Source organism: Myxococcus guangdongensis (assembly GCF_024198255.1).
Classification (GTDB): domain Bacteria; phylum Myxococcota; class Myxococcia; order Myxococcales; family Myxococcaceae; genus Myxococcus; species Myxococcus guangdongensis.
The window spans coordinates 144,971-168,740 of record NZ_JAJVKW010000001.1 but is presented as its reverse complement, the minus strand read 5'-3'; the positions used below and the strand labels follow the sequence as shown (position 1 = coordinate 168,740).

Genomic DNA, 23,770 nt, shown 5'->3' with positions numbered 1-23,770 from the left:
CTCACGCCCCCCAGTAGTAGCTCCACTTGAGCATCACCGCGTCGTTGGCGGGACCTTCCAGCAACCGTCGGGGCCGCAGCGAGGCGAAGGGCCGCTCCCCCTCGGGCGTCGGCAGTCCCTCCTGCGCGCGTGAGTAGACGAAGAAGAGCGTGGAGCCCAGTCGGTACTCCCAGCGCAGCACCAGATTCACGTTCAGCGCCGTCGAGTAGAAGCTGCTGCTGTCGGTGCGCTCGACGGGCACGAGCGAAGACAGCCGCACCCGGGTCCGCTGCGCGTCGGACGTGGCCGTGAAGAAGGGGCCGTACAGGCCATACGCCGTGAAGAGCTGCGCGTACCCCTGCACCGTGAAGCGAGGCGACACCACCCACTCCTGCCGCAGCGTGAGCGACAGGTAGCGCGCATCCAGCGAGCCCAGGAGGAAGCGACCGTCGGCCAGGGTCTCCACGAAGCGCGGCCCGTGGTCCGTCTTGTCGTTGCCCAGCTCGAGCTGGGTCTCCAGCGTCGGATGGGGACGGAGCGACACGCCGACCTCGTAGCCCCAGTCCCACGCGGCGGGGCTCGGCCCGCCCTGGCCTCGGTGGCCCACCGCGCCGGAGGCCTCGACCGACACGAGCCGGTTGCGGTTCGTCTCGAAGTAGACGCTGACGAAGCTCCGGTCCGGCCGCTGCACCGGCACGCCCGTCCCCCGCATCTCCCGCACGTCATAGGCATTCAGGTCCACGCCCGTCTCCACGCTCACCGTGTCGAAGGTGGGCAGCGTCGCGCTGGCGTAGAGGTTCATCCAGGTGACGCGGTGCAGGCGCCGCTCGTCCGCCGACCAGCGCGCGCCCAGATGGGCGTTGGCGAAGAACGCCTTGAAGGGCCCCAGCCCATTGGGCCTCGCGAAGCGCAGCGTCGCCCGAGGCGCCACTTCGTTCTGCGAGCGCTGGAAGCCCGCGGCGAACAACGACAGCCTGGGCGACGACACGTCCACGCCGACCTCCGGGCGAAGGCCCTCGCCACCGAAGCGCCCCGCGCGCACGTAGCCGCCCACACCCGAGTCGCCCTGCTCCAGCCGCGTGCCGTCCGCCAGCACCTGCTCCGGAGGGCCGCCCGACGTGCGTGACGCCACCAACATGCCGTACACGCCCCACGTGCTGTCCGCCGTCTTCAAGTCGAAGTCGAGCGCGCCAGCCAGTCCTCCCCGGGCCCGGCACGCGGCCTTCCGCTCGGCGCCTTCCTGCTCCGCGTCCTCCTGGGTGCAGGTGCCCGACAGCGGGTTGGCCATCGTCAGCGCGCCGCCTACCCGTGAGCCCTCGCCCACCTTTCCTCGCGCCACCGCCACCAGGTAGTGCGTCGTCGCGGAGGGCCTGTCCGGGAGCTGTACGCCCGGCCCCACGTGCAAAGGGCGCCGCCAGTCCAGACGCAGTCTGCGGTCCGGTTGCTCCTCGTCGCGCGCCTGCCAGGGGCCCGTGACGAGCGCGTCCAGGACGCCCACCTGCACGCCGCCCACCGTGCCCGTCACCTTCGCCGCGCCCAGGATGGGGGTGTCCAGGCCGATGCGCCGCGAATAGAACAGCGCGAGGGGGGAGTCCCCCACGCCCATGCCCACCGGCTGGAACAGCTCCATGCCCTGGGTGAAGAAGGGGCGGCGCTCCGGGTAGTACGCCTCGAAGGTGCTGAGGTTGAGCAGCATCTCGTCCGCTTCCACCTCGCCGAAGTCGGGGTTGAAGGTGGCCGCCAGCGCCAGGCTGCTGCTCAGCGTCGCGCGCACGTCCAGGCCCACGTCCAGCGATGGGCTCAACAGCCGCGGCGAGGGGCGTGCCCCGCTGGCGTACTGCGGATGCATCAGCCCGCGCCCCGCGAGGTACGGCATCAGCTCCCATCGGCCACGAGGCCGCACGTCCTCGAGCCCCGTCAGGTGCCCCAGGCGCGAGACATTCGTGTTGTGGATGCGCGGGTTCTCCACCGACTCGAGCTCCTCGTTCTTGCGCGCGATGTCCCGACGCACCGAGAAGCCCCACGTCTGGATGGGGACCTCCGGGAAGCGCAGCAGCGACAGGGGGATGGCGTACTCCGCCACCCAGCCGTCCTCCACGCTGCCCGTGGCTCCTGCCCAGATGCCGCTCCAGTCCGACGTGTAGTAGCGGTCGTCGTAGAACAGCCCATCGCTCTGCACGCCGCCCGCGGTGAGCGAGAAGCAGTACGCCGTGCGGTGGTCATGCGCGGAGTCGATGAGCACCTGCACCGCGTCCGAGAACGGCGCGCTGTCGCGCCGCCCCAGTCGCCGGTCGATGAGCGCCGGCTGCGAGTCTCGCGCCACCACGCCGACATACAGGGTGTCCTCGTCGTAGAGGATGCGCAGCTCTGTCTTCTCCGACGGCGCATGCCCCGCGTGGGGATAGCGCTCCACGAAGGCGTCGAACACCGGCGCGCTCGCCCAGGCGGCTTCGTCCAGCTTCCCATCCACCTGGATGGGCCCCACGACCCTCGCCGCGCGGAGGAACTGCTCCTTCCCCGGCCCCTCCACCGCCGCGCCCGCCACCAGACTCCACAGCGACAACCCCAGCGCGACGATTCCTCTGATGCCGAATGACATGACTTCTCCCTCGCGCCTCGCGAAGCGAGGACACCAGGCTCCCTCGAACGTGCGCGGACGGATGTCCCGAACGGCCCTGAAGCGCTACTTGCCGCCCGTTCCACCATCCTCGCGGCGTCACATGGAATTCATGGCTTGTTAGCCATTCCATGGATGCGCGGGCGGGCCCGCGCATCCGGGGCGGTTTCAGTGTATCGCGGCGGGGATTTGTTTCACGCGGCCGAAGGCCCCTGTGCCCCCACGTGAGGGCACTGCCCCCTCGACTTCGCTCCGGGGGCCACGCCCGGCCGTTTCATGAAGGCATCATACGAATCGCTTCGTAGATGTCAACGAAGGTCTTCGTAGATTTGCCACCGAAGGAGGGAATCGCTCCGTGGACGGGGCGCTCGGGTTTACGGGGGCCGCGGAGATTCCTGGGGGCAGCGGGCGTGGCGACCCGGCCATGCGCTGCGCTCCAGGGCGAAGTCGCCCATGTCTGTCTTTACGCGGTGAGCGTCGACGTTGCTTCGCGCCAGGCGGCGTGAGGGTCCGCCGTGCTCGACGTGATGGGCGAACGACTGGGGGACTGCGCCACAACCGACAGGGGGCCGAGTCTGGGCGAAGTTCGACGACGTCGCCTCCGGCGCGCGCCGAGCGCTGGCACGCACCCGTGGGATTCCCGGTCAGGGAACCGCCACTTCGCGAGGGCAGGGCCGGAGCGGCTTTCTTGTCCTGGCAAGGAAGTGGAGAGGTCTGTTGTTATGTTGATTGGCATTTTGAGCGCATCAGCGCCCTTGCGGTGGAGCTGGGCGCCCTGCGGCGGTGGCGTGACGAGGTCAGTGTCGGGTTGCCCGCACGGGTCTGGCAATGGGCTGCGCTGCGCCGGCCGAATTCGAAAGGGCAGCGGCGTGTCCAACCTGTCCACCGACCGGCTCGAGTCTCCAGGCTTGTTCGAGGGGCCTGCTCGCCGCTCAGGCCCTGGCATGACGCTCCACACTACGGATTGGGCGTCCAGGACGCGACTGTCCTCAGGGTCATTCGGGCTCGTTCGCCAGTGCTTCCGGCGCAATGCCAGGACACTCACCGCCGTCGGCTTCGATGAAGTACGGGCTCCGCTGCCCCGCACGCAAGGGGGTCCTTCCGCAGAAGCACCGCTCCGTGCCGACCAGCGTGGTGAAGGTTGCGTCGCTGTAGTACCTGATGAAGTACTCCGACAGACAGGCGAGCAGCGGGGCTTCTTGTGAAGCCATGTCGGGTGGCGCTTCCGTGTTGGCATCATCCACACCACAGCCGAACTGGAAGCCAAGGACTGCAAGGCCCAGGGGCAACAGGGTACGCATGGTTCCTCCCAACGCGAGTGGCGCTTGGTGTACTGCCTTTTGATGATGCCACGGCCGCTGGGTGTGCATAAAGGTTCACCGTCACGTGCGTGGCACACGCAATGGGGTTGTCGGAGACCCCGCTCCTGGTGAAGGCTCCGTCTCCATGGAGAAACTCATCCCCGGACTGCATCACTTCCAGACCGAGGTCTTCCGCTCCAAGCAGGAGCTCTACTCGAAGCTCACGGAGGCGCAGAACCCCGAGGTCCTCTTCATCACCTGCTCCGACTCGCGCGTGCTCCCCAATGAGGTGACGGGCGCGGGACCTGGAGAGCTGTTCATCATCCGCAACGCCGGCAACATCATCCCGCCCTACAGCACCGCCAACAACGGCACGGCCGCCACCATCGAGTACGCCGTCGCCGCCCTGAAGGTCCGCCACATCATCGTCTGCGGACACACCCGCTGCGGCGCCATGCAGGGCCTGCTCAAGCCCCAGCTCCTCGAGAGGCTCCCCCAGATGGCCCAATGGCTGCGCCACGCGGAGTCCACCCGGCGCATCGTCGAGGCCAGCTACGCCCACCTGAGCGGAGATGCCCTCCTCGACGCGGCCGTCGGGGAGAACGTCCTCGTGCAGATAGAGAACCTGCGCTCCCATCCCACGGTCGCCGAGGCCCTCGCGAACCACGCGCTCAACCTCTACGCCTGGGTCTACCAGCTCGAGGACGGCTGCGTGCATGCCTATGAGCCGAGCCAAGGGCAGTTCACCCCCGTCGTCGCCACGGATGGAGATTCCCTCCGCGCCCGGGGCCGCTTCGGCCTTCGTCAGGTGCTCTGACGCGGTGGCGCGCGGCTCAGCCCGAGAGGGCCGCCGCGCGCCGCTGGTGATGCAGCGCCACCACCACCATCCCGGCGAACGTCACCGCCAGCACGGCGACCTCCTCCAGGCTGTCCAAGGGCGCCTCGCTCTCGTTGATGAGCGCCAGGCTCAGCAGGCACAACACCAGATGCGCGCTGAAGACGGGCAGGGAGGCGCTGCCCAGCAGCTCCAACACCCTCGGCCGCAGCCAGCGATACACGCGCGGCGCGCCCCGGTCCGCGAGCAACGCCAGCGCCAGGAAGTCCACCAGCCGCAGCGGCGCCAGCGTCCACTTGTCGAGCAGCACCGGCCAGCTCGTGAGCCACTGGAACCCCGGCACCTCGTACCGCGCGAGCAGGAACACGCCGACCACCGCCCACGCCAACACCCACTGGAGGCGCGGCGGCGGCGCGGGGCTCCCACCGGCCTGGGCCCGGAGGCTTCCCCGCCACACGCCGAGCACCCAGAGGAACTGCCAGGCGAACAAGTCGAACGCGCCGGAGTGGTCCATCTTCATCCGCAGCCAGGACACACTCCCCAACATGCCGTACAGCTCCCGCTTGAGGCCCAGCTGCGCCCACAGCCACACCAGCGCGCTGAGGCACACCACCTTGCCCCAGCCCGCGTGGCGCGCCGCGGTCAGCACGAAGGGCGTCAGGAACAGCAGCACGACATACAGCGGGAGGATGTCCAGCAGCGGAGGGCAGTACAACAGCACCAGGCTGCTCAGCAGCGCCGTGAGCGGCTCCTGGTGGAAGAAGTCGAGCAGGTTGAGCACCGCGGGGCGGTGGGTGAGCCAGCCCACGGCGCCGATGAAGGTGAAGGCGAAGCAGAGCAGCCCGACGTGGTGCGCGTAGACCTTGAGCGCACGTCGCCGCAGGCCGCGCCACAGCTTCCCCGGCGCGTCCCATGCCTTCGCATGCGTGCCCCCCACCAGGAACGCCGACAGGAACACGAACCCCTCGGCCGCGGAGACGAAGCCGAAGGGCTGGCTGGTGTATGCGTTGAGCCGTGTGGGCAGGTGCGTCAGCGTCATCAGGACGAGCAGCAACCCCCGCAGGGCATCCAGGTCGGGTCGACGCGGCATGAGGGATACGGGCTCAGGGCGCGCCCAGCTCCTCCCTCAGGTGGCGCTGGAGCACCTCGGCGCGGCGCCGCGCGCACTCGCGCAGGAACTCCACGTCCCCATGCCATGACTCCACCGAGGCCGGGTAACCCCAGCGCGCGACGTGCTCGGCCATCTCGGGCGCCAGCCGTGCCTCGGCCGCGTCGAGCCAGGCCAGGACCCGCGCCGGCGCGAACGTGTGCTCCAGGTGCCACCGGAAGCGCGAGATGAACAGGCCCTTGAAGTCCGGGGACTTCATCAGGCTCCGGAACAGCACGACGAAGGGCTCGCTGAGCCGCTCGTCGCGCAGCAGCCGTCCGAGCGAGTTGGCGTCGGGCCCTCCCACGAAGGCCGCGTCCAGGTCATGCAACAGCCAGCGCCACCGGCCATCCGCGGGCCCCGTCTTGCCGGACGTCTCACCCCCGCGCAGGCGCCAGAACTTCACGTTGTTGTCCGGCCAGTCCTCGTTGCCGAAGTAGACCTCCGCGATGTGGTAGTCGATGAAGTCCTCCACATCGATGCGCGCCGCGACGTAGGCGTAGTGCTGGGGGACGGAGAGGTCATTCTCGCGCACGTAGGCGAGCAGCGCCTGGTAGGGCAGCACGTCCGCGTCCTCGCCCGTGTCGAGGATGCCGTAGGCCTCCAGGATGACGATGTCCTTGCGCTTCAGCTCGTGGTGCGTCGCCAGGTAGTACTCGTCATACCGCTCGCGCAGCTCGTGCAGCCCCCAGTACTCACCATCCAGGAACACCAACGTGGGCTGGCAGGCCTGCAGCGCCAGGGACGTCTCACGCATCAATCCCTGGAGCACACAGTCGCGCAGCTTGGAGCCCACCTGGTCCTGCCCCGACGTGCGCACGATGAGCCGCTTGAACTCGCGCAGCGGATGGTCCGGGAACACGTCCGCCTGGAACATCTCCGGGCCGTAGTCCTCCTTCGCGTACAGCCGGAGGCTCTTCTGCGGCATCGCCGCGCTGCCCGAGCCGTGGATGCGCACGCCCGCGTTCTGCGCGAGCACCGTCGCGCCCGCGGCGTCGAACCACTCGACGTGGACCGGGCGCTCCCAGTTCTTGCCGGACTGCATGTAGTTGCCCGTGCCCCAGCCCTCCATCGGCCCCGGCGTCTCTGCGTAGACGCGGCCCGGCACGTAGAGGCCCTGCTCGTCCCCGAAGAAGTTCGCCGCGTCCGTCGCCAGCGACAACACTGGCAAGGTGTACGCGCGTGGCTGTCCGATGAGGTACGTGCGCGCCTGCCCCGCGTCCACCGGCGTCTCGCCCGAGAACCGCCGCGCGCGCACCACCGTCGCGAGCGTGGTGGGCGCCGTGGGCGGCTTCCAGCGCCAGGGCTCCGGTGACTCGGCGGGATTCGTCGGAATGAGGCTGAGCGGCGCGGGCTGCCCACGTCGGTTGAGCAGCACCAACGGCGCCGTGTAGACGGGAGAAGTCGGGCCCGGCGTGGAGCCATCCAGCGTGTAGCGCGTCGTCGTGTCCGGGGACGTGGGCAGCGTCAGGAGCGCCTCGGCGGCGTACAGGTTGTCTCGCGTCTCGAAGCCCAGGCGCTGGAACTCCAGGCGCGTGCGCACCTCCGCCCCGCTGTCGTGATAGGCGACGACCTCCAGCGACTCGCTCTCGTGGCCCGGCTGCCACGGGATGCTCCACCGCCCGTCCTCCAGCACCGCCAGGCCGAGCAGGATGGAGCCCTCGTAGACCTCCACGCGCACGATGCCCGCGTCCAGCTGGAAGCCGCCGCGCAGCACGTGCTGCTCGTTGTCCATGGCGTCGATGGTGACGGCGGGGGACGCCGTCTCCTCGTCCACCGCGGGCCCAAGGGCCTTGTCGGAGGACGGCGTGCTCTCACAGGCGGTGAGGGCGAAGAGCAGCGCGGCGAGCACCCCGGAGCGACTCGGCTTCGGGAGGACGAACGGGACCCGCTCGGAGGCCACGACGAGGCCCCCCGCGACTTCGGGAGCGGACAGGGGATTCATGGATGAGGCACGAGGGGAGAGCCCTTGGGGACGTGGGACCCGGGGTCGCCAGCAATCCTCGTGCCTCAAACTATCTCCCTGAATTCAGGGAAGCAGTGTCGGTCGGGCGTGGCAGTGTGCCACGCTGGGGGTGGCGGAATGCCATGGCTGCTGCGCATCCGAACGAGGGAGCCCCCTTGCGATGACCGGACCCCGACTTCGGCACTGCGCGACGTGTGGGCGCGCCCTGAATCCACGCGAGGTGTACTACCGCTTCAAGCTGGTCCTGGAGGGCGAGCAGGACGTGTTGGAGTCCGCCGACGCTGTTGAGGACGGTGAGCGGGACGCACTCGCGGCGCTGGTGCGGCGACTGGAAGAGGGGCCCGAGGATGCTCGCGAGCTCGAGGACCAGGTGCACTGGGAGCGGGCGGGTGTGGTGTGTGGCGGATGCCGCGCGGTGGCGGTGCGGATGCTCGACGAGAGCACGGACTCGACGCGCTCCCATTGATGAGGGCCGCGGTTCGCCGCCGGATGTGTTGGTGGGGTGCTCAATTCGAGACACCGCGCCCCTCAGGTTTCTGAGTGCGCTCGCGGAAAACACCGAGGCCGCATCGGGCTGCCACAACCGCTTCTCGAATGGGACGCTTCTGGCATCTGCATTGCTGTCGGCCGTGAGGTCGTATCCAGAGAGGAGTGTTGCTTGAACTCGAATCAACTGCGCAGGCTCTTCGCCCGTGCGCTGAGTGCATCGTTGGCGTCGCCCTTGATGCTCACCGGTTGTGGCGACGGGGGGATTTCCTTGGAGGGGTTCTCGGCGCCGCCTTGTGACAACGGTCGCGTGTCGCTCCAGGGCCTGGCCCCCGAGACCCCGACGGACTTCATCGAGCTGCGCCTGGTGACGGACCTGCGGGGCTCGCCGCAGCAGCAACGTGTGTCCTCCGTCGGGACGGCGTGCGCGACCGCCACGCAGCCCGCGGTGTGCGGCGCGGAGCTGGACGCCGTGGCCTCCGAGGATGGGTTCCTCTCCCGCTGCGATCCAGAGTGCCATGCGTACTACCTCGTGACGACGCGAGGAGATTCGGTCGAGGCGCACACGTCTCGGAACGCGCTCGCGGCCCTGCTGGGCAGCATCGACACCCCGTCTGAGGCGCTGCTCCAGGTCTTCGCGGAGCGCTACAACGTGAGCTGCTCCGAGCTGAAGCATGGCGCGGTGAAGACGAACGCCGACGGGACCTTCAGTGTCATCGCCACCAAGGGGTTCGCGTGTGGCGAGGGGACAGAGCTGACGCAGTACCTGCTGGTGGTCAAGCCCTCCGGCGAGGTGGTCGAGAAGCGCACGCATGTCCTCGAGCGCGGCGACAAGGGATGCTCAGTGGGACGCCGGCCCGCGGGGCTCCGCTCGGATGGCTCGGTGGATTGCGTGGATGAGCTGGGACAGCACTTCGCGCTCATCACTCACCTGGAGGAGGCCTCCATCACGGCGTTCCTGCGGCTTCGTGAGGAGTTGGCGCTGCATGGCGCGGCCGTCGAGCTGCAACAGGCGGCGCTGCGCAGCGCGCTGGATGAAGTGGCGCATACGCAGGTGTGCGGCAGGCTGGCGCGCCGACACGGGGTGACGCCGGAGCGCGCGGTGGTGGCGCCGCTTCCTCCCCGGCCGCTGTTCGAGGTTGCGCTGGACAACGCGGTGGAGGGCTGCGTGCGCGAGACGTATGGCGCGCTGTTGGCGCATCACCAGGCGCTGCACGCGGAGGACGTGGAGGTGCGCGAGGCGATGGTGCGCATCGCGGAGGACGAGACGCGGCATGCGGACCTGTCGTGGGCCGTCGACCGCTGGGCGGAGGAGAAGCTCTCGCCCGAGGAGCGCGAGACGGTGCGCGCGGCACGTCAGCGGGCCGTCGAGGCGCTGCGCGCCGAGGTCTCCGCGCCGACCGAGGACGCGGTCCTGCGCGCGCTGGGACTGCCCCCGCCGGAGGTGGCTCTCGCGATGGTCGACGTGCTCTCCCGCGAGCTGTGGAACTGAGATCAGGAGACGCTGTGCGCCGAGGTCGTCGCGCCGACCGAGGACGCAGTCTTGCGCGGGTTGGGACTGTCCTCGCGGGAGGTCGTTCTCGCGATGGTCGACGTGCTCTCCCGCGAGCTGTGGAACTGAGGTCAGGAGACGCTGCGCGCCGAGGTCTCCGCGCCGACCGAGGACGCAGCCTTGCGCGTGTTGGGACTGTCCTCGCGGGAGGTCGTTCCCGCGATGGTGGATAGGCTCCCCGGTTGTTCGTGCCGGGACGCTGGCGTTGACGTAGGCGTCCCGGTGCTTCAACGGGAGGCGAGCTGGCACGAGCCTCGCTCCGCGACGTGCCGGGGCACTCAAGTCGGCGGCACGTCCGCCAGCACTTCCTTCAGCCGCTCCTCGAGGAAGCGACGCTCTGGCTCCGTGCGCACCAGGGCGAGCGCGCGGCGATAGGCCGCCACGGCTTCGTCCGTGCGTCCCAGTCTGCGCAGCAGCTCCGCTCGGGCCGCGGGCAACAGGTGGTGCTCGGTGAGCCGTCCGGACGACTCCAGGTCGTCGACCAACACCAGTCCCTGCGCCGGGCCCTTCGCCATCGCTACCGCCGCCGCGCGGTTGAGCTCCACCACCGGCCCTGGCGTCAGCTTCGCCAGCCGCTCGTAGAGCGCGGCGATCTGCTCCCAATCCGTCTCCTCCGGCCGCTTCGCCTGTGCATGCAGCGCCGCGATGGCGGCCTGCACGGTGTACGGGCCGAAGGCGCCCAGCGCCAACGCACCGTCGAGCAGGGCCAGCCCCTCCGCGATGTTCGCCGCGTCCCATCGCCCACGGTCCTGTCTGTCCAACAGCACCAGCCCTCCATCCTCGGCCACCCGCACGTGACGTCGGGAATGGTGGAGCAGCATCATCGCCAGCAGCGAGGTGGTCTCGGGATGGCGGGGCAACAAGTGGCACGTCAGCCGGGCCAGTCGCAGCGCCTCCTCGCACAGGTCCACGCGCACCAGCTCCGCGCCCTGCGTCGCCGAGTGTCCCTCCGAGAAGAGCAGGTAGATGGCATGCAGCACGCCCCGGGTGCGCTCGCCCAGCGCGTCCGGCTCCGGGATGACATACGGGATGCGCGCATCCCGAATCTTGCGCTGCGCTCGCACCAGCCGCTGCGCCATCGTCGCGGGTGGCACGAGGAACGCTCTCGCCACCTCCTCCGTCGTCAGGCCGCACAACGTGCGCAGCGCCAGCGCCACCTGCACGTCCACGGCGAGGGAAGGGTGGCAGCACGTGAAGAGCAACCGCAGCGAGTCGTCCGGATGCGCCTGCCAGTCCTCACCCCCAGGCGTGGCCGCCAGCTCCTGCTCGAGCCTCGCCACGACTTCCAATGCATCCACCCGGGCCCCGAGCCGCACCCCGCGCCGCACCCGGTCCACCGCCTTGTTGCGCGCGGCCCGCAGGAGCCATGCCCGAGGCTCCCGCGGCACCCCCTCGCGCGGCCACTGCTGGAGCGCCGCCTCGAAGGACTCCTGCACCACCTCCTCCGCCGAGGCGAAATCCCCACCCATCGCGCCGATGACCATGGCCACGATGCGGCCATGCTCGGCGCGGTAGGTGTGCTCGACGATGGACCGCACGTCCTCCATGGACGACTCGCTCCGCGCCCGGGCCTCAGCCCATGACGTCGGAGTAGTCCATCACCGGGCGTATCTCCACGCAGCCCGACTTCGCCGCGGGGATTCGCGAGGCCAGGGCGATGGCCTCGTCCAAATCCTTGGCCTCCACCAGGAAGAAGCCACCCATCTGCTCGCGCGTCTCCGCGAACGGCCCGTCCGTCGTCAGCCGCTTGCCGTCGCGCACGCGCACCGTGGTCGCCGTGGACGTCGGCTGCAGCGCCTCGCCCGCGATGTTGTTCCCGCTCTTCTCGATGGACTCACTGAAGGCCATGTACTCCTCCAGCACCTTCTGGGCCTCCTCCTGCGGCAGCGCGTCCCAGGCCTTCTCGTTCTCGAAGAGCATCAGCAGGTACTTCATGGGTCCATCCTCACGGTGACGAAGGGGAGTGAAGTCTCCCGGCCCTGGGTCGAACAGGCCGGCCGGAAATCGACCGCCCATTTCCCCAGGGATTTTCCGGCCCATTTCCACCCGGGCCCTCAGGAGGGCTCGAGCGGGGAGAAGTGGCTGAAGGGGCCATGGCCCTGACCCAGGGGGAGCGGGTGCTCCAGGGCCGAGGTGACGAACGTCTTGGCGCGCCGGGTGGCCTCGAGGGGCGCCTGTCCCAGCGCAATCCACGCGGCGATGGCCGCCGACAGCGTGCACCCCGTGCCGTGCGTGTTGTGCGTCTTCACCGAGCGGAGGAACAACGTCTCCATCCGCTCCCCGTCGAACCAGACGTCCAGGCCGCGCAGCTCGCCCGACATGCCACCGCCCTTGACGAGCACCGCCCGGGGACCGAGCTGGTGGATGCGCCGGGCGGCCTCCTTCATGTCCTCGAGCGTCTGCAGCTCCATCCCGGCGAGCAGCTGCGCCTCGTGCCGGTTGGGCGTGACGACGTCCGCGAGCGGGAGCAGGTGCTCCTTGAGGGCGCCGACGGCCGAGTCGTCGATGAGGCGCGCGCCCGCGCGGGACACCATGACCGGGTCCACCACGAGCGGGCCCGGCTTCAACGACTTCAGCCGCCACGCGACGACGGAGATGATCTCCGCGTTGACGAGCATGCCCGTCTTCACCGCGCCCACGCCCAGGTCCTCGACGACGGCGTCCACCTGCGCGGCCACGGCGGCGGCGGGGAGCACGTCCACCCGGGTGACACCCCGGGTGTTCTGCGCGGTGACGGCGGTGAGCGCGGTGGTGCCGTGCACCCGGTGATACGAGAAGGTGTTCAGGTCCGCCTGGATGCCTGCGCCACCGCCACTGTCGGAGCCGGCGATGGTGAGCGCCGTCGGCACTCGCTTGGGAGTCTCCATGGGGCGCATGCTGCGCCGGCCCGCTCCAGGGAGCCACCCCTTTTGGCGGACGCGGGCCCGCGGATGTCCGCGGGCCCGCACCCGGAGTCAAGGCGACTAGATGGTGATGCCGGCCGTCATGAAGACGACCTCGGCGGCGCGCACATCGCCCAGGCCCGTGAAGCTGGCCGTGTCGATGAGCAGCGTCCACTCGCCCAACAGGCTCCGGTCATAGAAGGAGTTGTTGGCCGGCGTGGAGCCGCCCGGCGCCACGCTGCACGCGTCCGTGAAGGCCGCGCCCTGGAACGGGGTGGAGCACGCCGGGTTGGCGACGTCGCACGCGGGCGGGCCGGAGACGCAGGCGGTGAAGGGAACGTAGTGCAGCACCTGCCGCGTCCCGCCGGAGGTGTAGTCGTCCCGGTCCACCAGCTCGAACTCGGCGAAGTAGTTGCCGAGCTTGAACCCGTCCATGGTGTCGCGCACCAGCACCGCCGGCACGGACACGGAGGCGCCCGTGGTGGTGACGACGTTGACGCGCACGTTGCGCACGCGGTGGCCCTTGCGCAGCGACAGCACGGTGGAGGCATTCACGTCCGTGGGCGTCACCTGGAAGCGCGCCGCCCGGTAGGTCGTCCCGCCGGTGACCAGGTCTCCCAGCGCCTTCATGCGCTCGGACTCGTTGACGGTGAGCGGGTGGAAGTCGGTGGCGGCCACGCGGCGGTAGTACGGCGTCAGGCTCATCACCGTGTGCGAGGGCAGGTTGTCCAGGTGCTGCACCAGCCGCGTCTTCATGTCCGGGTAGTTGGCCAGGTTGAAGTCGTAGTTGTCGCGGAACGTCGCGGGGATGGCGCTGTCGCCGGTGGACGCGTCGAACGGCAGGTACTGGTACTCCGCCACGCGGATGAGCTCCCAGTAGCGGATGGAGAGCTGGTCCAGCGTGCGCAGCGCGCGGGCGTACACCTGCTGGCCGATGAGCAGCTGGTCGAACTTGCGCAGCTCCGTGCCGTTGCCGAAGGCCAGGATGTCGTTGAGCGCGTCGCGCGCGGCCACCGAGTTGCGCTGGCGCAGCGTCACCATGTCCCGCTCCATCAGCGCCAGCCGGTGCTCTGCCTGGGCCTTGGTGACCTGGGCCTGGAGGTCCATCAGGTCCAGCGTTATCTCCACCTGGGACTGGGCGAGGATCTCCTTCTTCACCTCGTCGGAGATGATGCTGCGCGCGGGCTTCTTCTGGTTGCCGGAGACGATGTCCCACAGCTCGGTGCCACCGCTCTTGAGCTTGTCCTTGAAGGGCTTGCTCTTGGCGGCGTCGGTGGTGCTCGTCTTGATGGCCTCCCACAGCAGCGTCTGGATGGAGCTGCCCTCGCTGCTGGGCGCGCCCGCGCCGGCCACGGGCGTGCCGGTGGACTCCGACTTGAAGCTCTTCTTCACCTCGCTCCACAGGGACTCGGCCGCCTTGCCCGCCAGGTCCGCCAGGAACTCGCCGCCGTACGCCGCGGCCACCTTGCCGATGAGGTCCAGCACGAACTCACCGAAGCCCTTGCTGGTGTTGTAGTGGTTGGTGATGCGCTGGTCGGTGGCCTGGATGTTCTCGGTGAGGAGCTGGATGGCCGCCTTGCGGTTGTTCATGGACTGCTGGAGCGCGGCCATGGAGGCGTTCGCGACGGTGATGCGCTGGTCGGCCACCAGCTTCTCGGCCTCCAGCACGCCGACCTCCGCGTTGAGCGTGGCCTGGTTCTGGGTCATCCACGCGGACAGCTGCGTGCCGTTGGCCAGCGTGAGCCACTGGTTCACGGAGCTGTCGAGCACGCCGTAGAGCGCGTCGAACTCCGAGCGCAGCTGCTCGTAGCGCAGGTGAGGGTTGAAGGGCGTGTCCTTGGCCAGGCCGTAGAAGTTGCGCTGGCTCTGCAGGAAGCTCAGGCGCGTGACGTCGTGGGCCATCAGCGGGCACAGCGAGCCGTAGAGGTACAGGTCCGCGAAGGGACGGCCCGCCGCGGGCACCTCGTCACACACCAGGCCCGCCTGGGCCAGGATGCCGCCCATCTCCATGATGTTCTGCAGGTAGTGGAAGCCTGCGCGCTGCAGCTCGCCCCGCTTGAAGAGGGCGTTGGCGTGGGACTGGGACACGCGCCAGGACTGGGGCGCGAGCAGGGCGCGCAGCATGTCCACGTCGCGGCGCATCGAGCGCAGCACCTTCTGCGTGCCGGTGGTGCCCGCGGCGCCCACCGCGCCGTCGTTGGCCTTGGTGCCGATGTAGCAGGTGCGCGTCTCATCGCGGGGCACGCAGAGGTAGTCGTCATAGAACTCGCAGCTGCCCGGGGGCGCCTCCTGCACCACCACCGGCACCGTCTTGAACAGACGCTTGCCGGCCAGGCCCTTCTTGCTTGCCGGCGCCGCCGAGGTGACGAGCTCCGCGCGGGTGTCCACGTAGCGGCCGTTGTAGGAGTCACCCAGGGACACGTCGTGCCAGGTCTGGATCTGGTTCCTGCACGCCAGGTCTCCGAAGAAGGGGCTGTTGCGGCAGGTGGGGTCGGCGCAGTCCTTGAGGTTGTCGTTGTCGTTGTCCAGGCCGTCCGTGCACTGGACGAAGGTGTTCTCCTGCGGGCCGCACACGTTGCCGGTCAGCGGACTGTTGTTGCACTGGAAGTCCGCGCAGTCCGGATAGTGGTCGCCGTCGTTGTCGATGCCGTCCGAGCAGGTGGCGGCGGTGGCCTCCTGGAGGAACGGGTAGGTGTCCGGCTCGCACACCTTCACGTAGGGGTTGCCGGCGCAGCCCGGGTCCTGACAGTCCACCTTGCCGTCGCCGTCATTGTCGATGCCGTCCGAGCAGTTGAGCACCGTGCGCTCGCTGCCGCAGGCGCTCTGCACGCGGGGGTTGTAGCGGCACTCCTTGTCCGCGCAGTCCACGTCGCCGTCGACGTCGTTGTCCACGCCGTCCGAGCACGCCACGTCGCTCGTCTCCTCCAGGCCCGTGGTGAGCAGCAGCGCCGGGCCCAGGCCGCAGTACGCGTTGCCGTAGCAGCCGGGGTCCTGGCAGTCACCCAGCCCGTCGCCGTCGTTGTCGATGAGGTCCGTGCACTCGTCGTCGCCGCCCTCGCCCGCGGTGCCGCAGGTGGTCGAGTAGTTCTTGCAGCCGAAGTCGGCGCAGTCGACGAAGCCGTCACCGTCGTTGTCCACGCCGTCCGAGCACGCGTCCTCGGAGAACTCGCTGTTGGCCAGGCGGCCCAGCTGACAGAAGCCGCGCTGGCTGCACTCCGGGTCCAGACAGTCGATCTTCCCGTCGTTGTCGTTGTCCTTGCCGTCGCTGCAGGCCTCCGCGGAGGACTCGCGCTGGATGGGGCCCCAGGACGCGTCCGCGCACACGGTGACGTGCGGGTTCTTGGAGCAGGCGTAGTCCTCGCAGTCGGTGTAGCCGTTGAGGTCGTTGTCCATGCCGTCGCTGCACTGGGTGTTGTCCGCCTCCGTGCGCAAGTCACACAGGGCGATGGCGGGGTTCCAGCGGCAGCGCAGGCTGTGGCAGGGGCCATCCTCGTCCTGGAAGCACTGCTCGGGCGTTATCGGCGAGGACTTGTGGGGCTCGTTGACGAGGCCAGGACCGATGAGGGAGGTGTAGCGGATGACGACGTCACCGGAGCGGCCGCCCTTGCCGCCGTTGCTGCCGTGGCCGGCCTGCGAGGTGGGGGTGCCGGCGCAGCTCACCTTCGGGTCCGGACCGTAGTTGCCGGTGATGGTGGTGGTGGGAGGGTTGCCCACGGCGTCGATGCCCGCCCAGCCGTCCTCGCCCTTCTCTCCGGCGGTGGCGACGCGCACGCCGTTGAGGACGTTGGTGTAGAGCACGAAGCTGCCGCCATTCTGGCCGTCGCGACCCGGGGGGACGATGAGGTCCGCCAGGTTCGTGTCCTGCTGCGGCGTGCGCGGGCCGGGCGTGGTGCGCACCGAGAAGCCGCGCGAGGTGTATCCGCCCGAGGCGACGATGAGGGTGGCGCCGCCCGTCTGCACCGGGCCCGCCAGCTCCACCACGGGCGCGACGATGACGATGACCTTGTGCTCGAGCGCGCCCGTCTCCTGCTGCGTCACCTCGAACAGGTTGGCGCACGCGTGGGTGGAGGAGCAGGCGTTGGAGGCCAGCGTCTGCCAGGTGACGACGGGGCTCTGGGTGGCGATGACGCCGTCGGCCTGGGGCAGCAGGGCCTGGTTGCCCTTGAGGAAGACGGGGTAGTCGCGCGCGTAGGACGTCAGCAGGCGCACCTTGTCGGTCGGCTGGTGGCGCGTCTGGAGCACGCCGCGCAGGTCGGCGAAGCGCGGGTCGGGCAGCACCGCGAGCAGCTCGCCCACCGTGGTGTCCATGGAGGCGGGCGCGGCGGGCAGCCCTCGCAGCTCCGAGAAGTCCATGGGCGAGGAGAAGGCCAGCGGCTGCGCCGTGGTCCCCGTCTCCAACGGCTCGTCGCCCGCCGGACGGGCGGTCTCCGGCAGGCCGTTGTCGCCACAGGCGCCCAGCACCAGCGCGGCCGCCAGGCCCCAGAATCTCCGCCGGTCCCGGCGGGTGTTTCGCAAGAAGTTCATCGTGATTGGTCCTTTGCTGGCGTGCTGAACGGACCCGGGTGGATTTCTTCCCGCGATTTGTCTGGCGTTATCCTCCGCGCCCATGGCCCCTACACTTCGCTGTCCTGGCGTCGTCCTGGTGTGGCTGTTCGCGGTGGTGATGTCTGTTGGTCCGGTGGCGGAGGCCCGGACCACCCTGGTGAAAGGGGAGGGCGGCTGGAGCTTGCAGGTGGATGGTCGCCCCTACGTCGCCAAGGGGGTGACGTTCAGCGGCAGCGCGGGCTCGGCCGCGTACGAGCAGGACTGCGCGCGGCTCGCGGCGCTCGGCGTCAATACTTTGAGGACCTGGGGAGTGGGGCCGCAGACGCAGCCCCTGCTCGACGCGGCGCACAAGCACGGGCTCAAGGTGCTCGTCGGGCTGTGGATGCGGCATGGCCAGCCCGGCGCGGAGGATGACGACTCGTTCGACTACCTCACCGACACGGCGGGCATGAAGAAGCAGCGCGAGGACACGCTCGAGAGCGTGCGGCGCTACAAGGACCACCCGGCGGTGCTCGCGTGGGGCGTGGGCAACGAGGTCATCCTCAACAGCCCCAATGACGCGTCAAAGGAGGCCTACGCCCGCTTCCTGGAGGGCGTGGTCCGGGACATCAAGAAGGTGGACGACTCGCACCCGGTCATCTCGGTGGATGCGTGGGTGCTCGCGGTGAAGTGGTGGGAGAAGTTCGTCCCGTCGCTGGATGCCTATGGCCTCAATGTCTATGGACGGGGGCTCCAGGTGCTGCCGGAGGCGCTGCGCAAGGAGGGCGGCACCAAGCCCTGGCTCATCACCGAGTTCGGCGCACAGGGCGAGTGGGATGCGCCCAAGGATGAGCGAGGTGTCCCTCGCGAGCCCGAGGACCGGGAGAAGTACGCCGTCATCGTCGACGCGTGGAACACGCTGCTCGCGCCCCACGTGCGCGCCGGTGACTGTCTGGGGCTCTTCGTCTTCAACTTCAGCTCGACGTTCGACCACACCAGCCTGTGGCTCGGCATGTTGTCGGACAAGTCGACGCGGCCCGCGTGGCACGCCGTGCGCGAGGCCTACACCGGTCAGAAGCCCGAGCCGCCGCTGCCGGAGGTGGGCGCGCTCGTCGTCCAGGGTGTGAAGAAGGAGGCCTCGGGCAGTTGGGCGGAGGTGGCCTTCGAGGTGAAGGACCCGAAGGGCCGGCCGCTGGACATCTCCTTCGCGTACAACTTCCGGGGCGCCGCCACCCGCTTCGAGCGCGGGGAGGTCATCCGCCTGCGCTCCACGCCCGGTGCAACCCCGGGCTCGTGGCGCGTGAAGCTTCCGTCAGTGAAGGGTCCCATCAAGCTGTACGGGCTCGCGAAGGACGCCTCCGGCAACCTGATGATGGCCACCACCTCCGTGGTGCCTTTCTTTGCGCCATGAGCCGCTCCGCTGTGTCGTGCAATGACAGAGCGAATTGTATCTTCGTGGAAATACTGTAATTGTCTGATTTCTGAGATTTTAAGGTTTGGAGGGTTGGAGTGCGTAGTAGGGTCGGCGCGGCATGCGTCCCGAAACGTCTTCGCGCTCCACCTCCTCGGGCCGGCTGTCGCGTCATCGCGTCGTCGCCGTGCTCGTGGGTGGGCTGTTGCTGGTGTTGGTCGTGGGGGTGGTGGCCTTCTGGCGTGGGGACTCCGCGCCTTCGAATCCGGTGTCTGGTGTTGGCGTCGCGCCCGGGGGTGGGGCGCCGCGTCAGGGGGCTCGCGCGGGTGGGCAAATCCCAGCAGGGGTGGCGCAGGAGGAGGCCGTCGAGGCGGCGCCCCGGTATGACGCCACCACCTGCTGGCGGGAGCTGGAGCGCTTCAATGACGGCGTGAGCCTGGAGACGTTCCGCGAGTGGGCGGCGCCGCTGCTGGCGTCGAGAGACCCGCTGGTCCGGATGTACCTCAAGGAGCGACTGACGGAGCTCATCGGCGGCGACGCGGGCAAGGCGCGAGAGGTGTTGGAGTGGACGCGCGAGGCGGGGCCGAAGGAGTTCAAGGTCTTCGCGATGGCGTTGAAGGACTCGGACGCGGTGCACCTGCCGGATGTGTCGCGGCGCATCCTGGAGCTGGGGTTGGACCAGGAGCTGTCGCCCGAGCGTCGCGCGGGTGTGTTGTCCGCGTTGGACACGCAGAAAGAGCTCTCCGCCGACGCGCTGTCGAAGCTGTCGGACTTCGCCAGGGACCCGGCCTCGGGTGAGGCGGGGTGGGCGGCGGCGCGGACCATCGCCCGGGTGATGAAGAACGACCATGGGCGCACGGCGAACGCGGCGCCCTATCTGGAGTCGCTGTTGAGCATCGGCACGCAGTCGCTCGACGAGCACGTGCGCTACATGGCGCTCTCCACGCCGATGGAGACGGCGCCGGTGCTGGATGCACGCGCCACGGACGGCTACGCGAAGGTGCTCACCTCCGAGGGCAGCCCCGACGCGCGCGCCGCCGCCGCGCACAACCTGGCCGTGTCCGAGGACCGGGCGAAGGTGCTGGACACCTTCACGCGCGCCTTCGAACCGGAGAAGGACGTGTGCGTGAGGTGGGCGCTGTTCCGCTTCTCCGCGCGCGCCGCGGGGCGTGAGGCGCTTCCCGTCATGGCGAAGATGGCGCTCCTCGACCCACGCTTCCAGCCGCTCTACCAGGACTTCGAGCGCGTCTACGCCAGCGGCGTCGTGGACTTCGAGCGCGTGTGGAACGCGCTGGCGGACCAGGACCCCCTCGGCTGTCTCCACCACGACTGAGCCCCCATGACGCGCACCTCGTCTCCTCGTCGGGCCCTCCGCCTGCTGGCCCTGTCGTCGCTCCTGCTGTCCTTCCCGTCCTGGGCCGCGCCGCCTCCCACGCTCCAGCCGGAGACGTGCTCCGTGGAGGGATTGATGGACTCCATCCGTCGCGGACTCCAATCGAAGTCGCCCGCGTACCGGCGCTATCTGCGCGAGCTCCTGAAGGAGTCCGCCGTCACGCTGTCGGAGGCGCAGCTGCGCGCGGCCTTCGAGCGCGAGACGGAGCCCGTCATGGTGGAGCACCTGGCGGTGGCGCTGGCGGCGAAGACGGACCGGGGCGAGAGTCCGGGCACGCTCCAGCTCGTGGCGAAGCGCGCGCTCGGGGACGCGGACCCTGCGGTGCGAGCGGCCGCCACGCGCGCGCTGCGGCGCACGAGCGCGGAGGAGCACACCGGGGACCTGTACTCGCAGCTGGTGAGGGACTCGTCGCCCGAGGTCCGCGAGGAAGCCGCGACGAACCTCATCGAGGACAACCAGTTCGTCTACGCGGGGATGCACGGGCCGTCCTCGGACCTGGCGGTGGCGGCGGCCGCGGCGTCGAGCGACCCGAAGGTGACGGCGAGAATCCTGGGCAACCTCTCCACCGCGGCCATCGGCGCGGGTTCCGCCGGAGCGCTGCACTCGCTGCTCGGCAGTGAGGACGCGCGGGTGCGCGCGTCGGCGGCGACGGCGCTGGGCGGTGTGCCCGCGTCGGAGATGGCGCGGGCGCGTCAGACGCTCGGCGCGCTGTATCGCTCCGAGCAGGACGTGGGCGTGCGGACGGCCATCCTCCAGAGCCTCGCGCGGCTGGGGTTCCAGGGCGCGGTGCCGGAGTTGCGAGCGCTGCGGAGTGTCGACCCGCGACTGGTTCCCGAGGTCGACGCCTGGATTGGCGCGTTGAGTACCGGTCTTCAGGAGTGGAGCCTGCTCCTGAGGGAGAAGCAGCGGTTGCGTCAGGCTCGCTGAGCAGCAGTCCTTCTGGGGGCCGCACAGCCGGCCCGAAAGGAACAACGATGCGTAGCTCCAAGTCGCGCCTGATGGCGCTGGCGGCCCTGGTCTCCATTCCCACGGCCGCGCTCGCGTACACCGCCGTGGCGCCCTATCCGAGCACCGTGACGGCGACCACGTATTACTCGAGCGGCACGTACCACGGCGCCGTGGACGTGGCGAACTCGCGCTGCAACTACTGGGGGGCGGAGACGGGCGTGTCCGCCACCGTCTACTGGAACGTGACGGTGCGCACCTCGGGCGTGGTGTGCAACGGCAACGGCAGCGGCAACCAGAACGAGGCGAAGCTCAACCTCGGCAACGGGTGGTCCTTCCGGCAGTGGCATTGGATCAAGACCAGTGACTCGTATGACCGCACGTGCAATCGCTGCCAGGTCGGCAACCTGGGTGGCACGGGCAACGCCACCGGTCCCCACTCCCACTTCCAGAAGGACCAGTACGGCACCAAGAACACGTCCTGGTACTCCTCGTACACGTCGAAGGGCGAGGCCTTGGACCGTGGTGAGCTGATGGGCTACATCTAGTCCGAGCCCCGCACCGGCCAGGGAAGCAGGGCGTCGTGTTCCTCCTCCCTGGTCCGGTGCCCCTGCGTCAACTTGACGCGCTCGCGGACCGGGGGCTTACGGGTTACAAGGAGGCGTGTTCCGCCCGCCCTCCGACTCGCAGGCGGCCCCGCGTGGCTCGCCGGCGTCGAGACCACCTCCGCCTCGCTCCGCCTTCCACCGCTCCGCGCAGGACATGGTGGACCTGCTGTCGTCCAGCGCGATTGCCCTGCGGTGGCTGGTGCGCCTGCGCTGGCACGCCGTGGCGGGCACGGGGCTCACCATCATCGTGGCCGTGCGCGGGCTGAAGCTGGACCTGCCCGTGGTGCCGCTGCTCGCGCTGGTGGCGACCACAGGCGTGTCCAACCTGCTCCTGACGCTGTGGTTGCGTCGGGGGCCCGTGGTGAAGACGCACCACCTGGGCGGCGTGCTCGCGTTCGACACGATGCTGCTGACGGCGATGCTCGCGCTCTCGGGGGGGCCGGACAACCCGTTCGCCATGCTGTACCTGGTGCACGTGTCGCTGGCGGCGCTCGTGCTGGGGCGCCGCTGGATTGTCTGCCTGTCCATGCTGTCCGTGCTGGGGCCCATGCTGCTGATGCAGTGGCACGTGCCGCTGGCCGAGGTGGCCCATGTCGCCAGCCCCATGCCGCCGCACTCGCGCCATGTGCTGGGGCTGTGGGTCGCCTTCTCGCTGACGGTGATGCTCATCGCGTTGATGGTGGCGAGGGTGTCCGCGGCGCTTCGGGACAGGCAGGAGGCGCTGGTGCGCGCCCAGTTGCTCGCGGCGCGGGCGGAGAAGCTGGCCTCGCTGAGCACCCTGGCGGCGGGCGCGGCGCATGAGCTGGGCTCTCCGTTGGGCACCATCGCCATCGCGGCCAACGAACTGGAGGCGCTCATCCAGGAGGAGCCGAACGAGGCGCTCGAGGACGCGCGGCTCATCCGCGACCAGGTGGAGCGCTGCCGGGACATCCTGGAGCGCATGAGCGCGCGCGCGGGGCAGACCTACGGCGAGGTGCCCGAGCGCACCACGACGGGCGCGGTGCTCGGGCTGCTGCGCGAGCAGCTGTCGGCCGGGGAACTCTCGCGGCTGCGTTTCACGGAAGGGCCCGACGTGTCGCTCTTCTTCCCCACGCGCGGGCTGGTGCAGGTACTGGCCAACCTGGTGCGCAACGCGCTGCACGCGAGCGAGGCGTCGCAGGCGCCCGTCACGTTGAGCGTGCACGGTGACGCCGAGGGCACCGCCTTCGTGGTGGAGGACCAGGGCACGGGCATCCCCCGCGAGGTGCTGGAGCGCGTGGGCGAGCCGTTCTTCACCACCAAGCCAGCGGGGCAGGGCATGGGGCTGGGGTTGTTCCTGGGGCAGACGTTCGCGGAGCTGTGCGGCGGACGGCTGGAGCTGGATACGGAGGAGGGCCGGGGCACTCGCGCCACGCTCGTGCTGCCGTGCCGGAGGGAGCCTGTCCATGCAGCGGCCTGAGACCTCCGCGGTGGTGCTCGTCATCGACGACGACGAGCCCTATCGCGAGCGACTGGTGCGCGCCTTCGGGCGCAAGGGCTTCACCGCCCACGGCGCGGGCAGCGCGAAGGAGGCGCTCGAACTGGCGCCGTCGCTGCGCCCCGGTTACGCCGTCATCGACCTGAAGCTGCCGGACGGCTCCGGGTTGGACCTGGTGCGCGAGCTCAAGGCACTGGATGCGCGGACGACGATGGTGGTCCTCACCGGTTACGGGAGCATCGCCACGGCGGTGGAGGCCGTGCGTCGAGGCGCCACGCACTATCTCTCCAAGCCCGTGGACGTGGACGACATCCTGCTGGCCTTCGCCGGCGCCACGCTGCCGGCCGGAGAGGCCGCGGCCCTGGAGCACCAGGTGCCCTCGCTGGCGCGCGCGGAGTGGGAGCACATCCAGCGGGTGCTCGCGGACTGTGGCGGCAACATCTCCCAGGCCGCCCGTCTGCTGCGCATCCAACGACGGAGCCTCCAGCGCAAGTTGTCCAAGCACCCCGTGCGGCAATGAGTCGAGCGACGCGCGGTGCGCAAGCAAGACGCGCGATGCGGCCCGCGCCCTTCGTGGGTGCTGTCCACGCTCCTTGTGCGGCAGTGAGTCGGGCGACGCGGGGGCACCAATACGCACGATGCGACCGGCGCCCTTCGTGGGTGCTGTC

General features: G+C 69.6%; 17 protein-coding genes. 9 read left to right on the top strand and 8 right to left on the bottom strand.

Features of this window, described 5'->3' with window-relative positions; translation table 11 throughout:
• Position 1: 1 nt before the first annotated feature.
• Together LXT21_RS00700 and LXT21_RS00695 are read right to left on the bottom strand one after the other, a co-directional pair.
• A complete protein-coding gene (locus LXT21_RS00700; protein ID WP_254036153.1) occupies positions 2-2,578 on the bottom strand; it encodes a DUF5916 domain-containing protein in 2,577 nt (858 codons plus the stop codon).
• 1,013 nt (positions 2,579-3,591) lie between these two features.
• Positions 3,592-3,897, bottom strand: a complete 306-nt coding sequence (locus tag LXT21_RS00695; protein WP_254036152.1) for a hypothetical protein — start codon at positions 3,895-3,897, stop codon at positions 3,592-3,594.
• A 145-nt stretch (positions 3,898-4,042) separates the two neighbouring features.
• Here LXT21_RS00695 and LXT21_RS00690 point away from each other — a divergent pair, with 145 nt between their 5' ends.
• Positions 4,043-4,714 (top strand): carbonic anhydrase, encoded by a 672-nt coding sequence (locus tag LXT21_RS00690; RefSeq protein WP_254036151.1) that lies wholly within the window; start codon positions 4,043-4,045, stop codon positions 4,712-4,714.
• Between the two features lie 16 nt (positions 4,715-4,730).
• Here LXT21_RS00690 and opgC read toward each other — a convergent pair whose 3' ends face one another.
• Together opgC and LXT21_RS00680 are read right to left on the bottom strand one after the other, a co-directional pair.
• The gene (gene opgC / locus LXT21_RS00685) at positions 4,731-5,822 is read right to left on the bottom strand and encodes an OpgC domain-containing protein (protein WP_254036150.1); all 1,092 of its coding nucleotides are present in this window, start codon (positions 5,820-5,822) and stop codon (positions 4,731-4,733) included.
• A gap of 13 nt (positions 5,823-5,835) precedes the next feature.
• Positions 5,836-7,824 (bottom strand): CotH kinase family protein, encoded by a 1,989-nt coding sequence (locus tag LXT21_RS00680; protein WP_254036149.1) that lies wholly within the window; start codon positions 7,822-7,824, stop codon positions 5,836-5,838.
• Between the two features lie 181 nt (positions 7,825-8,005).
• On the opposite strand from LXT21_RS00680, the gene LXT21_RS00675 reads away from it, so the two are divergent.
• Both LXT21_RS00675 and LXT21_RS00670 read left to right on the top strand, forming a co-directional pair.
• Positions 8,006-8,311, top strand: a complete 306-nt coding sequence (locus LXT21_RS00675; RefSeq protein WP_254036148.1) for a hypothetical protein — start codon at positions 8,006-8,008, stop codon at positions 8,309-8,311.
• Between the two features lie 192 nt (positions 8,312-8,503).
• On the top strand, positions 8,504-9,823 hold the full coding sequence (locus LXT21_RS00670) for a ferritin-like domain-containing protein (RefSeq protein WP_254036147.1): 1,320 nt from the start codon (positions 8,504-8,506) through the stop codon (positions 9,821-9,823).
• A 338-nt stretch (positions 9,824-10,161) separates the two neighbouring features.
• Here LXT21_RS00670 and LXT21_RS00665 read toward each other — a convergent pair whose 3' ends face one another.
• The 4 genes from LXT21_RS00665 to LXT21_RS00650 form a co-directional block, all read right to left on the bottom strand.
• The gene (locus LXT21_RS00665) at positions 10,162-11,430 is read right to left on the bottom strand and encodes an RNA polymerase sigma factor (protein ID WP_254036146.1); all 1,269 of its coding nucleotides are present in this window, start codon (positions 11,428-11,430) and stop codon (positions 10,162-10,164) included.
• 25 nt (positions 11,431-11,455) lie between these two features.
• Entirely contained in the window at positions 11,456-11,818 is a 363-nt protein-coding gene (locus tag LXT21_RS00660) for a YciI family protein (RefSeq protein ID WP_254036145.1), read from the bottom strand.
• A gap of 119 nt (positions 11,819-11,937) precedes the next feature.
• A complete protein-coding gene (gene thiD / locus LXT21_RS00655) occupies positions 11,938-12,759 on the bottom strand; it encodes a bifunctional hydroxymethylpyrimidine kinase/phosphomethylpyrimidine kinase (protein ID WP_254036144.1) in 822 nt (273 codons plus the stop codon).
• Between the two features lie 87 nt (positions 12,760-12,846).
• The gene (locus tag LXT21_RS00650; protein WP_254036143.1) at positions 12,847-17,289 is read right to left on the bottom strand and encodes a hypothetical protein; all 4,443 of its coding nucleotides are present in this window, start codon (positions 17,287-17,289) and stop codon (positions 12,847-12,849) included.
• Positions 17,290-17,371: 82 nt separating this feature from the next.
• Here LXT21_RS00650 and LXT21_RS00645 point away from each other — a divergent pair, with 82 nt between their 5' ends.
• From LXT21_RS00645 to LXT21_RS00620, 6 genes are all read left to right on the top strand, one after another.
• Positions 17,372-18,700 carry a glycoside hydrolase family 2 TIM barrel-domain containing protein gene (locus LXT21_RS00645; RefSeq protein ID WP_254036142.1) on the top strand — a complete coding sequence of 443 codons (1,329 nt, stop codon included), beginning with the start codon at positions 17,372-17,374 and terminating at the stop codon, positions 18,698-18,700.
• 121 nt (positions 18,701-18,821) lie between these two features.
• Positions 18,822-20,033 carry a hypothetical protein gene (locus tag LXT21_RS00640; protein ID WP_254036141.1) on the top strand — a complete coding sequence of 404 codons (1,212 nt, stop codon included), beginning with the start codon at positions 18,822-18,824 and terminating at the stop codon, positions 20,031-20,033.
• Between the two features lie 6 nt (positions 20,034-20,039).
• Positions 20,040-21,020 (top strand): HEAT repeat domain-containing protein, encoded by a 981-nt coding sequence (locus LXT21_RS00635; protein ID WP_254036140.1) that lies wholly within the window; start codon positions 20,040-20,042, stop codon positions 21,018-21,020.
• Between the two features lie 47 nt (positions 21,021-21,067).
• A complete protein-coding gene (locus tag LXT21_RS00630; protein WP_254036139.1) occupies positions 21,068-21,586 on the top strand; it encodes a hypothetical protein in 519 nt (172 codons plus the stop codon).
• 115 nt (positions 21,587-21,701) lie between these two features.
• Positions 21,702-23,084, top strand: coding sequence for an ATP-binding protein (locus LXT21_RS00625; protein ID WP_254036138.1), 1,383 nt, complete (start codon positions 21,702-21,704; stop codon positions 23,082-23,084).
• Positions 23,071-23,622 carry a response regulator transcription factor gene (locus LXT21_RS00620; protein WP_254036137.1) on the top strand — a complete coding sequence of 184 codons (552 nt, stop codon included), beginning with the start codon at positions 23,071-23,073 and terminating at the stop codon, positions 23,620-23,622. Before LXT21_RS00625 ends, LXT21_RS00620 begins: the two co-directional genes overlap by 14 nt.
• Positions 23,623-23,770 lie beyond the last annotated feature (148 nt).

Bases quoted from the DNA above. Each gene is read 5' to 3' on its own strand.
- LXT21_RS00700 (WP_254036153.1), bottom strand. From the start codon at position 2,578: ATGTCATTCGGCATCAGAGGAATCGTCGCGCTGGGGTTGTCGCTGTGG.
- LXT21_RS00695 (WP_254036152.1), bottom strand. From the start codon at position 3,897: ATGCGTACCCTGTTGCCCCTGGGCCTTGCAGTCCTTGGCTTCCAGTTC.
- LXT21_RS00690 (WP_254036151.1), top strand. From the start codon at position 4,043: ATGGAGAAACTCATCCCCGGACTGCATCACTTCCAGACCGAGGTCTTC.
- opgC (WP_254036150.1), bottom strand. From the start codon at position 5,822: ATGCCGCGTCGACCCGACCTGGATGCCCTGCGGGGGTTGCTGCTCGTC.
- LXT21_RS00680 (WP_254036149.1), bottom strand. From the start codon at position 7,824: ATGAATCCCCTGTCCGCTCCCGAAGTCGCGGGGGGCCTCGTCGTGGCC.
- LXT21_RS00675 (WP_254036148.1), top strand. From the start codon at position 8,006: ATGACCGGACCCCGACTTCGGCACTGCGCGACGTGTGGGCGCGCCCTG.
- LXT21_RS00665 (WP_254036146.1), bottom strand. From the start codon at position 11,430: ATGGAGGACGTGCGGTCCATCGTCGAGCACACCTACCGCGCCGAGCAT.
- LXT21_RS00660 (WP_254036145.1), bottom strand. From the start codon at position 11,818: ATGAAGTACCTGCTGATGCTCTTCGAGAACGAGAAGGCCTGGGACGCG.
- thiD (WP_254036144.1), bottom strand. From the start codon at position 12,759: ATGCGCCCCATGGAGACTCCCAAGCGAGTGCCGACGGCGCTCACCATC.
- LXT21_RS00650 (WP_254036143.1), bottom strand. From the start codon at position 17,289: ATGAACTTCTTGCGAAACACCCGCCGGGACCGGCGGAGATTCTGGGGC.
- LXT21_RS00645 (WP_254036142.1), top strand. From the start codon at position 17,372: ATGGCCCCTACACTTCGCTGTCCTGGCGTCGTCCTGGTGTGGCTGTTC.
- LXT21_RS00640 (WP_254036141.1), top strand. From the start codon at position 18,822: ATGCGTCCCGAAACGTCTTCGCGCTCCACCTCCTCGGGCCGGCTGTCG.
- LXT21_RS00635 (WP_254036140.1), top strand. From the start codon at position 20,040: ATGACGCGCACCTCGTCTCCTCGTCGGGCCCTCCGCCTGCTGGCCCTG.
- LXT21_RS00630 (WP_254036139.1), top strand. From the start codon at position 21,068: ATGCGTAGCTCCAAGTCGCGCCTGATGGCGCTGGCGGCCCTGGTCTCC.
- LXT21_RS00620 (WP_254036137.1), top strand. From the start codon at position 23,071: ATGCAGCGGCCTGAGACCTCCGCGGTGGTGCTCGTCATCGACGACGAC.